The sequence below is a fragment of the Mycolicibacterium palauense genome, assembly GCF_002592005.1.
Taxonomy (GTDB): domain Bacteria; phylum Actinomycetota; class Actinomycetes; order Mycobacteriales; family Mycobacteriaceae; genus Mycobacterium; species Mycobacterium palauense.
In genome coordinates this window covers 1-14,284 of the sequence record NZ_NVQF01000077.1, presented here as the reverse complement: position 1 = coordinate 14,284, position 14,284 = coordinate 1, and the positions used below count along the sequence as shown (strand labels likewise).

Genomic DNA, 14,284 nt, shown 5'->3' with positions numbered 1-14,284 from the left:
GCGCAGTTGGCTGGGGACAGTGCTCAGGACAGTGGGACGGTCCGGCGGCGGCTCGTCATAGTCGAGTCGCCCACCAAGGCGCGCAAGATCGCCGGCTACCTGGGGCCGGGCTACATCGTCGAATCGTCGCGCGGGCACATCCGTGACCTGCCCCGGGCCGCCGCCGACGTCCCGGCCAAGTACAAATCCGAGCCCTGGGCGCGCCTCGGCGTCAACGTCGACGAGGACTTCGAGCCGCTCTACATCATCAGTCCGGACAAGAAGAGCACCGTCACCGAGCTCAAGGGCCTGTTGAAGGACGTCGACGAGCTCTATCTGGCCACGGACGGTGACCGCGAGGGCGAGGCCATCGCCTGGCACCTGCTGGAGACGCTCAAGCCGCGCGTACCGGTCAAACGGATGGTGTTCCACGAGATCACCGAGCCGGCCATCCGCGCCGCCGCCGAACACCCCCGCGACCTGGACAACGACCTGGTGGACGCCCAGGAGACGCGGCGCATCCTGGACCGGCTCTACGGCTACGAAGTGTCCCCGGTGCTGTGGAAGAAGGTCGCCCCCAAGCTCTCGGCGGGCCGCGTGCAATCGGTGGCGACCCGCATCATCGTGCAGCGCGAGCGCGAGCGGATGGCGTTCCGCAGCGCCGACCACTGGGACATCGTCGCCGAGCTCGACGCCAGCGTCTCCGATCCCACCGCCCAGCCGCCGGTGTTCAACGCCCGCCTGGTCAACGTCGACGGGCAGCGGGTGGCCACCGGCCGCGACTTCGACTCGCTGGGGACGCTGCGCAAACCCACCGAGGTGGTGGTGCTCGACGAGGCCGGCGCGCAGTCGCTGGTCGCCGGTCTGCAGGGCGCGTCGCTGACGGTCTCCTCGGTGGAGGAGAAGCCCTACACCCGCCGGCCCTACGCCCCGTTCATGACCTCCACGCTGCAGCAGGAGGCGGGACGCAAGCTGCGGTTCACCTCCGAGCGCACCATGAGCATCGCCCAGCGGCTCTACGAGAACGGCTACATCACCTACATGCGCACCGACTCCACGACGCTGTCGGAGTCGGCCATCAACGCCGCCCGCAACCAGGCCCGCCAGCTCTACGGCGAGGAGTACGTCTACCCGTCCCCGCGCCAGTACACCCGCAAGGTCAAGAACGCCCAGGAGGCCCACGAGGCGATCCGCCCCGCCGGTGACACCTTCGCCACCCCGGACGCGGTGCGCCGCGAACTGGACACCGACGAGTTCCGCCTCTACGAGCTGATCTGGCAGCGCACCGTGGCCTCCCAGATGGCCGACGCCCGCGGCACCACGCTGAGCCTGCGCATCACCGGGGAGGCCGCCGAGACGGGCGGGACCCGCCAGGTGACCTTCTCGGCCAGCGGCCGCACCCTGACCTTCCCGGGGTTCCTCAAGGCCTACGTCGAGACCGTCGACGAGCTGGCCGGCGGCGAGGCCGACGACGCCGAGCGGCGGCTGCCCCAGCTCAACCAGGGCCAGCAGGTGCGGGCCCAGCAGCTGACCCCCGACGGGCACTCGACCAACCCGCCCGCGCGCTACACCGAGGCGTCGCTGATCAAGGCGCTCGAAGAGCTGGGCATCGGCCGGCCCTCCACGTACTCGTCGATCATCAAGACCATCCAGGACCGCGGATACGTCCACAAGAAGGGCAGCGCGCTGGTGCCGTCCTGGGTCGCGTTCGCGGTGATCGGCCTGCTCGAGCAGCACTTCGCCCGCCTGGTCGACTACGACTTCACTGCCGCGATGGAGGACGAACTCGACGCCATCGCCGCCGGGTTGGAGCGAAGGTCCAACTGGCTCAACAACTTCTACTTCGGCGGCGAGCACGGTGTGGAGGGCTCCATCGCCCGTGCCGGAGGGCTGAAGAAGCTGGTCGGGGGCAACCTGGAGGGGATCGACGCCCGGGAAGTCAACTCGATCAAGCTGTTCGACGACGACGAGGGCCGCCCGATCTATGTGCGGGTCGGCCGCAACGGTCCCTATCTGGAACGGATGGTCACCGGTGACGACGGCGAGCCGACACCGCAGCGGGCCAACCTCAACGACGAACTCACCCCCGACGAGCTGAATCTGCAGCTGGCCGAGAAGCTCTTCGCCACCCCGCAGTCGGGACGCAGTCTCGGCGTGGATCCGGCGTCCGGCCACGAGATCGTGGCCAAGGACGGCCGCTACGGGCCCTACGTCACCGAGGTGCTGCCCGAGCCGCCGGACGACGGTTCGGCCGGGACCCCGGCCAAGAAGGGCAAGAAGCCGACGGGCCCCAAGCCCCGCACCGGATCACTGTTGCGCTCGATGGACCTGGAGACCGTCACCCTGGAGGATGCGCTGCGGTTGCTGTCGCTGCCGCGGGTGGTCGGCACCGACCCCAGCACGGGGGAGGAGATCACCGCGCAGAACGGGCGCTACGGCCCCTACCTGAAGCGCGGCACCGATTCGCGGTCCCTGGCCACCGAGGAGCAGATGTTCGACATCACCCTCGACGAGGCGCTGAAGATCTACGCCGAGCCCAAACGGCGGGGCCGGCAGGGCGCGGCCGCGCCGCCGCTGCGGGAACTGGGCACCGACCCGGCCTCGGGCAAACCGATGGTCATCAAGGACGGCCGGTTCGGGCCCTACGTCACCGACGGCGAGACCAACGCCAGCCTGCGCAAGGGTGACGACGTGGCGTCGTTGACCGACGAGCGCGCCTCGGAGCTGCTGGCCGACCGCCGTGCCCGCGGGCCGGCCAAGAAGACCACCCGCAAGGCGGCCAAGAAGTCGACCGCCAAGAAGGCCCCGGCGAAGAAGGCGGCCGCCAAGAAGGCCTGACGAGAAGGTCTGGCAGCAGGGTCCCGCAGGGCCCGGCGGGCCGCTCGGCTCTAGATCCGGCCGGACGGTTCGCCCGCCGGGATGGCGAGCCTGACCGGGCGGGCCAACTGGGTGGGAGCGGCGCGTCCACGCAGCTCGACGATCTCCCCGACGTTCCAGCACAGCGCCTCGGAGTCCAGCGCATTGCTGACCGCGTTGGCCGAGGCCAACACGTGGCCGCCCTCGAGCTTGGCCAGCTCCGTCAACCGGGCGGCCTCGTTGACCGGGTCGCCGATCACGGTGTACTCGAAGCGGGCCTGGGCCCCGATGTGTCCGGCGATGGCGCGGCCCGCCGACACCCCGATCCCGAACTCGGCGTTGCCCAGGACCGGCATCAGCTCGTCGTGGAGCTCGCGGGCGGCGGCCAGCGCGGCCCCGGAGGCGTCGGGATGTTCGATCGGCGCGCCGAAGATGCACAGCGCCGCGTCGCCCTGGAACTTGTTGACGAAGCCGCCGTGGCGCGCGACGGTGTCGACGACCACCCGGAAGAACTCGTTGAGCAGGATGACGACCTCGCTGGGGGGCCGGGTGGCCGCCAGCTGGGTGGAACCCACCAGGTCGACGAACAGCACCGCCACATCACGCTCCTGGCCGCCCAGCTCGGTGCCGCGTTCCAGGGCACGGCGCGCGACGTCCTCGCCGACGTACCGGCCGAACAGGTCGCGCAGCCGCTGCCGCTCGGACAGGTCGCGGACCATGTCGTTGAACCCCGCCTGCAGCAGGCCCAGCTCGCTGGCGTCGTAGATCTGCATGTGGGCGTTGTAGTTGCCGCGCTGGACCTCGCCGAGCGCCCAGCGCAGCTGCCGCAGCGGGTCCGCGATCGACATCGCCACCAGCACCGTGCCCGCCAGCCCGATCACCAGGGCCGCCAGCGCCATCAGCAGGATCGGGATCAGCGTCTTGTCGGCCGACGCCTCGAACAGAGACAGCTTGCTGGCCCCGACCGACAGGATGATCGCCAGCAGCGGCACACCGGTGCTCAGCACCCAGGTCAGCACCTGGCGCAGGATCACCCCCGGGGCGCGGAAGTTCTCCGGGACGCCGCTGCGCAGTGCGGCCACCGCGACCGGCCGCAGCACCCGTTCGGACTGCAGGTAGCCGATGATCGCGGTCGCGGTGGCGCCCAGCGCGGTGGCGACCGCCAGCACGGGCGCCGAGCGGCTCGCCACGGGCCAGCTGGCCGCGATGAACACCACCCCGCCGATGAACCAGTTCACCAGGCTGATCAGGGTCCGGTAGTAGGGCATCCGCAGGGCGCGGGTGCGCGCGGCCTCCGTGGTCTCGGGGTCGTTGTCGGCCAGCAGCCCGTCGTTGCGCTGCCACCGGAACACCGGCATCAGCAACCGCAGGCTGATCACCGAGCCGATCGTGAACGCGACCAGCAGGACCGCCAGGAACACCAGCAGGTTGTAGGTGGGCAGATCCTGCAGCATGATCCGGTCCACCGGCGGCAGGCCGAAGCGCAGGAATCCCAGGACGAACAGTGCACCGATGATGTCGGCCTGCAGCATGCCCAGGGTGAACACCGGCCACGGTGTGCGTACCACCCAGCGGGCGAATGCACCGATTCGCCCAGGTGTCAGCCGGTTGCTCACCCGTTCACCGTATCGGGCCCGGAGGGCCGAACCGAACCATCGCGCACAGCCGACGGCCGGCTGTGTCGCCGTGCAGCGCTAATGTCGGAGGCGATGTCCGGGGTTTTTACGCGTTTGGTGGGCCAAAACGCCGTCGAGGCGGAGCTGGTGGCCGCGGCGCGCGCCGCCCGCGGTGACTCGAGTCACAGCGCGACCGCGTCCGGGACCATGACACACGCCTGGCTGGTCACCGGCCCGCCCGGCTCGGGGCGGTCGGTGGCGGCGCAGTGCTTCGCCGCCGCGCTGCAGTGCACCTCCGACGGGGTGCCGGGCTGCGGGCAGTGCCGCGCGTGCACCACGACCATGGCCGGCACGCACGGCGATGTGCGCAGGGTGGTGCCCGAGGGCCTGTCGATCGGGGTCGGCGAGATGCGCGCCATCGTGCAGATCGCCGCCCGCCGGCCCAGTACCGGGCGCTGGCAGATCGTGGTGATCGAGGACGCCGACCGGCTGACCGAGGGGGCCGCCAACGCCCTGCTGAAGGTGGTGGAGGAACCACCCCCCTCGACGGTGTTTCTGCTGTGTGCCCCGTCGGTGGATCCCGAGGACATCGCGGTCACCCTGCGCTCGCGCTGCCGGCACATCGCCCTGGTGACCCCGCCCGTGGAGGCGATCGCCCGGGTGCTGGTCGACTCCGACGGCCTCCCGCCGGATCAGGCGCACTGGGCGGCCTCGGTCAGCGGGGGCCATGTCGGGCGGGCGCGCCGCCTGGCCACCGATCCGCAGGCCCGGGACCGTCGCAGCCGCGCGCTGGGCCTGGCCCGTGACGCCGCCACGCCGTCCCGGGCGTACGCCGCGGCCGAGGATCTGGTGGCCGCCGCGGAGGCCGAGGCGCGGGCGCTGACCGAGGACCGCAACGAGACCGAGGCCGAGGAGCTGCGTACCGCGCTGGGCGGCGGCGGCACCGGCAAGGGCACCACCGGCGCGCTGCGCGGCGCCGCCGGGGCGATGAAAGAGCTTGAGAAGCGCCAGAAGTCGCGGCACACCCGGGCGTCGCGCGACGCCCTGGACCGGGCCCTGATCGACCTGGCCACCTACTTCCGCGACGCGCTGGTGGTCTCGTCGGGAGCCTCCTCGGTGACCCCGAACCACCCTGACATGGGGGAGCAGGTCGGCGCCCTGGCCGCCCACGCCGCCCCGGCCCGGCTGCTGCGGTGTATCGAGGCGGTGCTTGAGTGCCGGGAGGCGCTGGCGGTCAACGTGAAACCCAGGTTCGCCGTGGACGCCATGGTGGCCACCGTCGGGCAGGCGCTGCGGGACTGACGGGACGGGGCGCGTCGGTGAACCGGGGCGGCAATCGGGTTTGGGCGCCCCGGCGCGGCTGCCGTAGACTCTGCTGGGCCCGGCCCGCCGGGCGCGCCGCCTTAGCTCAGTCGGCAGAGCGATTCACTCGTAATGAATAGGTCGGGGGTTCGATTCCCCCAGGCGGCTCCAACTACCAGCGGAAACAGCCTTAGGGCTGGCTGGTGGAAGTCCCAGAATCGGGTCTACTTGATACTTTCCTGATACTTTCCTCCGCGGCGGCCCCGGCTGCGAACGCTTCAAGCGATTCGCGCACGTCAGGCCCGTGCGTCTGCCGCTGCAGGTAGTGAGCTTCGGTGGTCGCCAGCTTCGCGTGCGAGAGCTGCTGCTGCGCCAGTGCCGGACCGTGGTCATTGCGGACTACCGTGGCCACGGTGCGCCGAAAGCTGTGCGGTGTGACCCACGCCAGATCGTCGGGAAGCGCGGCCCGCAGCGCGCGACGCAGGTTCGCCAGGCTCATCCAGCCGCCCGTTCGGCTGGCGAACACCGGGCCGTCTGGTCCTGTCTCGCCCAAGAGTGCCGTGAATACCTCGACGCCGAACGCTGGCAGATCGACAGTGTGCGGGGGAGCGCCGGCCTTTCTCTTGTCCTGTCGGTGCAGCGGCTTGCCCTCGACGCGCTGGTGATCGACCAGTGTGCCCGCGAACGTCACCGTGGGCGGATCGGCGAGGAGGTCGACGTCCTCCCAACGCAGCGCCAGGACCTCGCTTGGTCGCCCACCGGTCGCGGCCAATATTTCGACGAATGGCAGGAGGAGCCTACCGGGCTTTGGTCCGCCGACACCGGGGCGCACTGCGTAGGATCTCACCGCTCCGCGCACCGCTGCGAACTCTTCTGACGTCAGCGCCCTCGCTGGCGTCCGACTCGTTTTGGCGGTCTTTGTCTCCACTATCGGGTTCACTGACAGGACATCGAACCGGACCGCCATCGAGAACATCCCTCGCAGGATGATCCTCAGATATCCAGCTTGCGATGGGGCTGTACTAGCCACAACTTGAATGTGAGCATTTGCGCGCGATGTTGGCAGCTCAGCGACCCGTAGCTCACCGAGCTGGTTCGCCCCATGCTTCTGCCACACCTGGCGGTACTGGCCGGCTGTCTGCTCGAGGATTCCGTCCTCAATGGTCTTGGACGTCAGCCAGATGCCGAACAGCTCCGCCAGTGTCGTCCTGGCAGTGACCAGCTGGTCCGAGAGCGGTGTTCGTCGTTGTGCAAGGTGCCTCTGCAACGAGCGACGGGCATCCTCCGCACTCTTGGCGCTCGACCGTTCGACACGCCGTCGTTTTCCATCAGAATCCCGGACGTAGGTCGCGGCAAAGAACTTCCCACTGCTAGACCATTGGCTGATCTTGCCGTGCTCACCCGGCTGCATTCGCTGCCTAGGCATCACCGTCCTCCGGCGACTGACGTGCCGAGTTGTCCGTCGACGGTTCCCATCGCACCCCAGTCCCATACCCCAGGGCGCCGAAGATGTCGGTCACTCCCAGTTCGCCAGAGAGACGTTGAATCTGCTTGTCGTAGTGCGCAATTTGTCGCATATCGGGAACTGAAGTACTCGCCATCAACCATGCTCTCGCCATGACTGATTCAACGAGCTCCCTCCACCTCCGCAAAACGGAGGTGTTCTGAAGCCAGTCTTGTTGGGCTTGTGGCGTGGTCCGGTTGAACACGAGCAGCTGGTTACCGCTCAGCCACTCGGCGGCGGCGAACTGCATTTCTGGCCTGCCTGGCAAAATGTCGATGAAGTCTTCATAAGGCCCCGGATAGATCAAAGTGACTGGAGACGCCTCCAGCGCAGCAGCCAAAACAAGCAGTTCACCGAGGTCGAATCGCGATCGTCCACCTTCGATCTTGGTGATCGTCGTGCGGTGAATTGGGACTCCTAGGTCACCACACCGTATTGCCAACTGCTGGGCAGTCAGACCGATCTCTTTTCTGCGAGCAGAGATTGCGTGGCCGATCCGCCGAGCCTGTTCCCTATGCCACTCGTCTCCAGTGTTCTGCACGACGACATCATTGCATGAATCTTGACGGACTTGAGCACATACGCTAACGTGCGCAACAGCGACAAATATCTGTAACTATGTCGCCATAGCGAACATTGGAGGCAGGGCTTGATGAACCAACTTGAGGACGGCGTAGAGGCCAGGCTGTGGCCCACAGGGGAAGTTGCGCAGCGGTTGGGGGTGGGTAGAACCACGGTATTCGCCCTGATTTCCAGCGGAGAGCTGCGCAGCGTGAAGATCGGCCGCCGTCGCCTGGTAAGCGAGGCGTCCATTTGTGACTACATCGCTCGGCTGGACGGTGGTGCCGCGTGACGCACCCGAACCTCAGTCAGCAGGACCGGGATGCGCTTGAGGATTGTGGGCTTGTGGTGACCGGCGGTGTGGTCGGTGGTGACACCGATTGAGAGAGAGAAGTGATGCGGCCCCCGGAGGTCCGGTTGCGCCAACAACCGGCGGGGACCGCAACAACCCAACCATCAACAGAGAAGAGAAGGGCTTAGTCATCATGTCAGATTGCACCGTCAGGGCTCAAAGTTGGCGCGACTTGGCTTGTCGGTTGACGTTCGATCAGCGCGGCGAGCTGCTCAGTCGGGAGGCGGACCTGCTGGACCAGGCCCGCGTGTTCGTGGAGGAAAACGACCGGATCACGGACCAGCTGGACGCCTCGGCGCCGCCACCGGCCGATGCAGTCACGGCGGGCGCCTGGGAAGACGACGATCGGGGCGGCTGGATGCGCATGTTCGAAGGGGCGCTGCGGCCGGTCGGTGAGTGCATTGTGGTCGCGGTGCACGGCACGCAATGGTCCGACGGTCGGGTGGAGCGTGAGATCGTCGTGGAGGCCCGCGATGAGTCCTTGAGCCCGTCGGTTGCGCGCAGTGTCGCCGAGGCGCTGTTGCAGGCCGCCGACCAGGTCGAGGGTCTTCGATGAGCGCGTCGACGGCTGTGGTGGTGGCCGGTCTCGACGATTGGGAGTTGTGGCAGCATGCCCAACGCCTGTCGGCGGTGACGATCGACGAGCGTTTGCGTGTGGTGCGCCAGTTCTACGTCGAGACGGGGGTGCAGCCGCTCTCGGCGACCCCGTTGGATGTTGTGCGTTGGATCGCTGAGCATGGTGAGGATTGGTCGGATTCGACCGCGGCGACGTATCACACGTATCTGAGTGCGTGGTTTAAGTGGCTGCAGCTCACTGATCGGCGTGCGGATAACCCGATGGTGAAGGTCAGGGCACCGCGGGTGCCGGAACGGGTGCCGCGGCCGGTCGCTGACGGTGATATTCCCAAGCTGTTGGCCACCCACATGTGGTCCTCGACGCGGGCGATGATCCTGCTCGCGCTGCTGGCGGGGTTGCGGGTCTCCGAGATCGCGCGTGTCAAAGGCCAGGACGTTGACCTGGAGGCGCGGGTGTTGTGGGTGAAGGGCAAGGGGCGTCGGGTGTGTTCGATTCCGCTGCATCCGTTGTTGGTTGAGTTGGCGTGCACGATGCCTGCGACTGGGCTGTGGTTTCCGATGCGTGGCCATCCCGATATGCCGATGCACGGCAAGTCGGTGTCCGATGTGATCGGCCAGACGATGCGTCGGGCCGGGGTCGCTGGCACCCCGCACTCGTTGCGGCATTGGTACGGGACGAGCCTGCTTGACGACGGCAACGATCTGCGGACTGTGCAGGAACTGTTGCGGCACAAGTCGCTGCAGACCACGCAGATCTACACGAAGGTGTCGGCGGATCGGCAACGCAGCGCCATCGCTGGGCTCAGCCTGGGCCGGCACCGCCAGAAGGTCAACGAGCGGCACGCTCGCGCCGTGGCCGCGCACCTGTCACAAACCATGGAGCCGGCGGCGGAGGCTCGTAGTGCGTGAGAACGCCAGGCTGGTCGACCCGTTCGTGGTGGCGTGCCGGGATTGCGGTGCGCTGGCCGGTCAGCAGTGCGTCAATGCGGTGACCGACAAGCCGCTACGGCGGGCTCTAGCCCATCCTCATCGCCTCGCTGACGCCCGAGCCGCGCGTGATCGAGAGCGGGCCTCACGTGGGTCGGCGTAACCCGGTCCACGCGATCGGAGAGCCCGTACGCAAGGGGGTGACCTGGATGTCGGATGAGCTTATCCGGGCCGGTGCGCACGACGATGTGCTCGGCTCGGATGGCCTTGTCGTGATGGCGTACCTGTTGTCATGTGCCAGTGCGCCAGGCGCCAAGAAGGTGTGGGAGACCTCGGCTGCGGAGATCTCGGAGAAGTTCGGCTGGGGTCGCAACCGTGAGCGTGCATCCAAAGCTCTTGCGCGCGCAGTCAAGGACGGCCGGTTGTTGATCCGGGAGTATCTGCGTGACGGGGCGTTGGTGCCGCGTCGGCGTGCCTATGTTGTGTGCGCGGGCGGGCGGCGGTTTACCGATGAGGAAAGACTCGAGCAGTCGGCTCCGATCGAGCTTGCCTCCAAGGCGGGCATTGCGTGAGATCTGTCGTTGCACTAATTCCGTGCAACATCAGCGGGTCCCGCGTTGCACGGGATTGGTGCATGGCCGTGGCCTGGTCATGCACCAACAACGTGCAACATCGCAGCGGATGTCATGCACGAGGCGGGGTGCAACATAGCTGCCCCGAAGCGTGCACCGCCGGTGTGCAACGTATCTGCAACCTGCCTCCGAGGCGGGCATTGCGTGAGATCTGTTCTTGCACTAATTCCGTGCAACATCAACGGTTCTCACGTTGCACGGGATTGGTGCATGGCCGTGGCCTGGTCATGCACCAACAACGTGCAACATCGCAGCGGACGTCATGCACGAGACGGGGTGCAACATAACTGCCCCGAAACTTGCACCGCCGGCGTGCAACTCACCTTGCACCCCCGTGGGTTCAACACTGGACAACACAGGTACTTACGTACCTACTGGACAACACAACCCGTCATGCACATTCGTGCAAGACGGACCAAACGCCTACCGCGACCTGACAGCCGAGTTACGCAAATCGGGGACTTCTCAACCAACCTCACGACCGCGCGCGCGAAAGGGAAGGTCGCCGAGGTGGCCCCGCAACCCCCAACCCCCGGTTCTTGCCCAACCAAAGGAGAGACGACTAGATGAAACATGAACCCGATGTCGCTGCGGCGATGCTGATCGCGGCAGCGAAGGCCAGTGAGTCACCGGATACGGCACACGACATCGTGGGCTGGGCGTGCGACGGCATGGATGTCGATTCGCTCCGTGTGGTGTTGGAGCTGTTGTGGCGGTTTCTTCCTGACTTGTACCGAGTCTTCGAATTGTCCAAGCGGGACCGCGATGCGCGGGTCCTGCGCGACTTCGAAGAGATCGTCGCGAGACTCGCCGATGCACGCGAGGCACTGCCGGTGACTTCGCGGCCGGTGCGGATGGTCGGCCCGGTGTTGTCGGCGATCAGAACCGGTGGTGTCCCTGCGGTTCAGAGCGCGGTGACCGACCTCAGTCGTGTCGAGCTTGTTGAGCTGATCGCGGTGTTCGCCGGACTGTCGATCGGCGTCGATCCTGGCTGTGAGACTGCGTGATTCGGGCCCCGTGGCTGAGCCCGTCGCTGACCCGTGCTAGTGTTTGCCTTGCTCGGTTCGCCGCCGACGCCGGTACGCCCCGGGTGGGGATACCCCGGATAGGCCGCCCACCACGCGATTTCAGCAGTGTTGTTTCTGCATGCGCGGATGGTGGTGATTCTCTTGAGTGTTTCGTTTCGTGAGGCCAAGCTGGTAGCCGGTCGCGGTCGTGTGGTTCGCGGATTCGTGATCGGGTACGGGCAGGTCTGCCAGTTCGGCGAGGTCCGCGAGAAGTTCATCGACGGGTGCTTTGCGCGGTCGATACGTCAGCGTGGCAGCAAGATCGCGTTGACGCCCGATTCGCAGGGCCGCAAGCCGGCGATCGGGCGAGTCTTGGAGCTGTGCGAGAAGCCTGAAGGACTGCACGTGGCTTTCGACCTCGACGACTCCGCAGCCGGTGAGGCTGCGCTACAGCGTGCGCGCCGCGGCGGCCTCGACGTCCTGGTCGGTGTACGTCTGATCGGCGTCCGTCACGAGGGTGCGCTGGTGGTCCGGTCTGAGGTGGCCCTGCAATCAGTATCGGTGGCTCCGACACCCGAGGTGCGGGGGCTGTTCATTCCGCGGGCGGTCGCCCAGCGGCGGTTGGAGCTGCTCGATCTCGAGCGAGAGGAGGAGTACCTATGAGCGCGGTCCAGGGTGATGTGGTGCGGTCGGTTCCGCTGTCGCAGTTTCGGGCTGCCGGCGGGGACGGCGATAGGGATGGGCGCACGTTCGCCGGGTACGGGGCGGTGTTCAACGAACCCACCCGGATCGACTCCTGGGAGGGCTGCTTTGACGAGCAGATCGCGCCGGGCGCGTTCGGCAAGTCTCTTCGTGACTGCACGCCGAAGTTCCAGTTCGACCACGGCCGCCACCCGCTGATCGGGTCCATCCCGATCGGCGTCATCAAGGACATCCACGAGGACCACCGCGGGCTATACGTGCAGGCCCGTCTCGGTGAGCACGACCTGATCAACTTGGTGCGCGAAGCGATCGAGACGGGCGCTATCGACGGCATGTCGTTTCGGTTCAGCGTGGTCCGCGACGAATGGCGTGACCGAGAGGGCAAACCGGTCAAGCCGGAGGACCTCAAGAGGATCCTGCGCTACGGCGAACAGCCCGAGCGGACGCCGCTACTACGCACGCTCAAAGAAGTCCGCATCAGCGAGGTCGGACCGGTGGTATGGCCGGCCTATATAGGCACCTCGGCCGGTGTCAGAAATACATCAACACAACCAGTGATTTCGCGGGCGGTCGCGCAGCGACGGCTCGCGCTGCTCGATGCGATTCGGTGAAAGGGAACGACATGGCATTGCGTGAAGACATCGAAGAATGGGATCGGGAAGCACATCAGATCCTCGACGCAGTCGATGGCGGTTTGTCCGGTGAGGACGCGGCACGGTTCGACGAGCTGACCAAACAGGTCCGGGAAGGTCGCGCAGAGCTGCGTCGGCTCGACCGGGAACACGACGATCAGCTCGACGAGATCCGGGCAGCCGGACAGGGACAGGGAGGCAACAGCATGCGGACGCAAGTGATCGACAACGTTGCCGACCGCGAACGGCGTGGACTCCACCTCGACAAGCGCAGGGACCCGTGGGATGTGTCGGAGATCCGGTTAGGTGACGATCCGGCCGCAGAGTTGCGCTCTCGGGCGTGTGAGGCGATCGAGCGGATGCCCTTCGCCGACGACACCGTGCGTGAGGTGGCGACCCGCTTCGTGGAGCGTGACGGCGAGGGGCACACGCCTGTGGCGAAACTGGTGCTGGCGACGACCTCGCCGGCTTACAGCCGCGCGTTCATCAAGTTGATTCGATCCCAGGGCAATGCGGCGGTGCTCTCCGGCGACGAGATCAGCGCCTACCAGCGGGCGATGTCACTGACGGACAACCAGGGCGGATTCTTGGTGCCTATGCAGCTGGACCCGACGATCATCATCACCGCGAATGGGTCGTTCAACCAGGTGCGGCAGATTGCCCGCGTCGTGCAGGCCACTGGGAAGTCGTGGACTGGTGTCACTTCGGTCGGTGTGACCGGATCGTGGGACGGGGAGGGCGATGAGGTTTCCGATGATTCGCCGGAGCTCGAACAGCCCGAGATCCCGGTGCACAAGCTGCAGATCTTCGTGCCGTTCACCCACGAACTCGAGCAGGACGCTGCGGGTTTGGCCGACGACATCGCCAAGATGATCGCCTTCGAGAAGGAGGTCAAGGAGTCGATCGCGTTCGTCACCGGCTCCGGGGTCGGCCAGCCGACGGGCATCATCACCGCTCTGGCCGGCACCGCCTCGGTCGTGGCGTCGGCCGACACCGACACGTTCGCTGTCGAGGATGTGCACGAGTTGGACGGCGAGCTGCCGCAGCGGTTCGCGTTCAACGCCTCGTGGCTGGCGCACCGCAAGATCTACGGCAAGATGCGTCAGTTCGACACCGCCGGCGGCGCATCGCTGTGGGGCCAGCTCGAAGAGGGACGCAAGCGTGAGCTGCTGGGCCGGCCCGACTACGTCGCCGAAGCGATGAAGAGTTCGATCACCAACGGCGAAGACAACCATGTCCTCGCGTTCGGTGACTTCCAGAACTACGTCATCGCCGACCGCCTGGGCACCACCTTGTCCTACATCCCGCACCTGATGGGCCCGAACGGACGCCCGAAGGGCAAGGCCGGCTGGCACGCGTGGATCCGCGTCGGCGCCGACTCCGTCAACGACGCAGCGTTCCGTGTCCTCAACTGCACCTAGCAGTGCCGGGGGCGTGTCGGAGGTGGGGTACGTCTGCTGTGCTCCATCTCCGACAGCGCGGATGTAGCCGTCCAGCAGTTCTCAGAGAGGGGTGATGCGTTCGTGAGTGACCTGACGATGGTTGTCGGTACGGCGATCGACGACAACGCGCTTCGCCGGTCGTCGAACGGTATTCAGCGTCGCTTCGACCGGCTGGGTCAGAACCTCGGCGGCGATT

14 protein-coding genes and 1 tRNA gene are annotated in these 14,284 nt (G+C 66.8%); 12 read left to right on the top strand and 3 right to left on the bottom strand.

The genetic code is table 11. The annotated features are described in order from the left end of the window. The first annotated feature begins 6 nt into the window (after positions 1–6). Positions 7–2,817: a type I DNA topoisomerase gene (gene topA, locus CSR00_RS23480; RefSeq protein WP_099024826.1), complete on the top strand. Its 2,811-nt coding sequence runs from the start codon at positions 7–9 to the stop codon at positions 2,815–2,817. 50 nt (positions 2,818–2,867) lie between these two features. On the opposite strand, the gene CSR00_RS23475 is transcribed toward topA, so the two are convergent. Then, a complete protein-coding gene (locus CSR00_RS23475; protein WP_176562221.1) occupies positions 2,868–4,451 on the bottom strand; it encodes an adenylate/guanylate cyclase domain-containing protein in 1,584 nt (527 codons plus the stop codon). 93 nt (positions 4,452–4,544) lie between these two features. On the opposite strand from CSR00_RS23475, the gene CSR00_RS23470 reads away from it, so the two are divergent. Beyond that, positions 4,545–5,753, top strand: coding sequence for a DNA polymerase III subunit delta' (locus CSR00_RS23470; protein WP_099024837.1), 1,209 nt, complete (start codon positions 4,545–4,547; stop codon positions 5,751–5,753). A 95-nt stretch (positions 5,754–5,848) separates the two neighbouring features. After that, a tRNA-Thr gene (locus CSR00_RS23465) sits at positions 5,849–5,924 on the top strand. 19 nt (positions 5,925–5,943) lie between these two features. Here CSR00_RS23465 and CSR00_RS23460 read toward each other — a convergent pair. After that, positions 5,944–7,179, bottom strand: coding sequence for a tyrosine-type recombinase/integrase (locus CSR00_RS23460; RefSeq protein WP_099024836.1), 1,236 nt, complete (start codon positions 7,177–7,179; stop codon positions 5,944–5,946). Continuing rightward, positions 7,172–7,798: a helix-turn-helix domain-containing protein gene (locus CSR00_RS23455; RefSeq protein ID WP_176562220.1), complete on the bottom strand. Its 627-nt coding sequence runs from the start codon at positions 7,796–7,798 to the stop codon at positions 7,172–7,174. The genes CSR00_RS23460 and CSR00_RS23455 overlap by 8 nt, the downstream gene beginning before the upstream one ends. A 111-nt stretch (positions 7,799–7,909) precedes the next feature. Here CSR00_RS23455 and CSR00_RS23450 point away from each other — a divergent pair, with 111 nt between their 5' ends. From CSR00_RS23450 to CSR00_RS23415, 9 genes are all read left to right on the top strand, one after another. Beyond that, positions 7,910–8,110 carry an excisionase family DNA-binding protein gene (locus CSR00_RS23450; protein ID WP_099024824.1) on the top strand — a complete coding sequence of 67 codons (201 nt, stop codon included), beginning with the start codon at positions 7,910–7,912 and terminating at the stop codon, positions 8,108–8,110. A 244-nt stretch (positions 8,111–8,354) separates the two neighbouring features. Then, positions 8,355–8,726 carry a hypothetical protein gene (locus CSR00_RS23445; RefSeq protein ID WP_099024823.1) on the top strand — a complete coding sequence of 124 codons (372 nt, stop codon included), beginning with the start codon at positions 8,355–8,357 and terminating at the stop codon, positions 8,724–8,726. Beyond that, entirely contained in the window at positions 8,723–9,655 is a 933-nt protein-coding gene (locus CSR00_RS23440) for a tyrosine-type recombinase/integrase (protein ID WP_099024822.1), read from the top strand. Before CSR00_RS23445 ends, CSR00_RS23440 begins: the two co-directional genes overlap by 4 nt. Then, positions 9,648–9,836, top strand: a complete 189-nt coding sequence (locus CSR00_RS31905) for a zinc finger domain-containing protein (protein ID WP_456093793.1) — start codon at positions 9,648–9,650, stop codon at positions 9,834–9,836. Before CSR00_RS23440 ends, CSR00_RS31905 begins: the two co-directional genes overlap by 8 nt. A gap of 46 nt (positions 9,837–9,882) precedes the next feature. Beyond that, the gene (locus CSR00_RS23435) at positions 9,883–10,245 is read left to right on the top strand and encodes a hypothetical protein (RefSeq protein WP_218014532.1); all 363 of its coding nucleotides are present in this window, start codon (positions 9,883–9,885) and stop codon (positions 10,243–10,245) included. Between the two features lie 626 nt (positions 10,246–10,871). Next, positions 10,872–11,312 carry a hypothetical protein gene (locus CSR00_RS23430; RefSeq protein WP_099024821.1) on the top strand — a complete coding sequence of 147 codons (441 nt, stop codon included), beginning with the start codon at positions 10,872–10,874 and terminating at the stop codon, positions 11,310–11,312. A gap of 162 nt (positions 11,313–11,474) precedes the next feature. Then, on the top strand, positions 11,475–11,975 hold the full coding sequence (locus CSR00_RS23425; RefSeq protein WP_176562219.1) for an HK97 family phage prohead protease: 501 nt from the start codon (positions 11,475–11,477) through the stop codon (positions 11,973–11,975). Continuing rightward, complete coding sequence (locus CSR00_RS23420; protein WP_099024819.1) at positions 11,972–12,625, top strand: HK97 family phage prohead protease; 654 nt, start codon at positions 11,972–11,974, stop codon at positions 12,623–12,625. The genes CSR00_RS23425 and CSR00_RS23420 overlap by 4 nt, the downstream gene beginning before the upstream one ends. Before the next feature lie 11 nt (positions 12,626–12,636). After that, entirely contained in the window at positions 12,637–14,067 is a 1,431-nt protein-coding gene (locus tag CSR00_RS23415) for a phage major capsid protein (RefSeq protein ID WP_099024818.1), read from the top strand. The last annotated feature ends 217 nt before the right edge of the window (positions 14,068–14,284 follow it).

Coding starts and splice junctions, on each gene's coding strand:
- CSR00_RS23435 (WP_218014532.1), top strand. CDS start 9,883: ATGTCGGATGAGCTTATCCGGGCCGGTGCGCACGACGATGTGCTCGGC.
- CSR00_RS23470 (WP_099024837.1), top strand. CDS start 4,545: ATGTCCGGGGTTTTTACGCGTTTGGTGGGCCAAAACGCCGTCGAGGCG.
- CSR00_RS23415 (WP_099024818.1), top strand. CDS start 12,637: ATGGCATTGCGTGAAGACATCGAAGAATGGGATCGGGAAGCACATCAG.
- CSR00_RS23450 (WP_099024824.1), top strand. CDS start 7,910: ATGAACCAACTTGAGGACGGCGTAGAGGCCAGGCTGTGGCCCACAGGG.
- CSR00_RS23420 (WP_099024819.1), top strand. CDS start 11,972: ATGAGCGCGGTCCAGGGTGATGTGGTGCGGTCGGTTCCGCTGTCGCAG.
- CSR00_RS23440 (WP_099024822.1), top strand. CDS start 8,723: ATGAGCGCGTCGACGGCTGTGGTGGTGGCCGGTCTCGACGATTGGGAG.
- CSR00_RS23430 (WP_099024821.1), top strand. CDS start 10,872: ATGAAACATGAACCCGATGTCGCTGCGGCGATGCTGATCGCGGCAGCG.
- CSR00_RS23460 (WP_099024836.1), bottom strand. CDS start 7,179: ATGCCTAGGCAGCGAATGCAGCCGGGTGAGCACGGCAAGATCAGCCAA.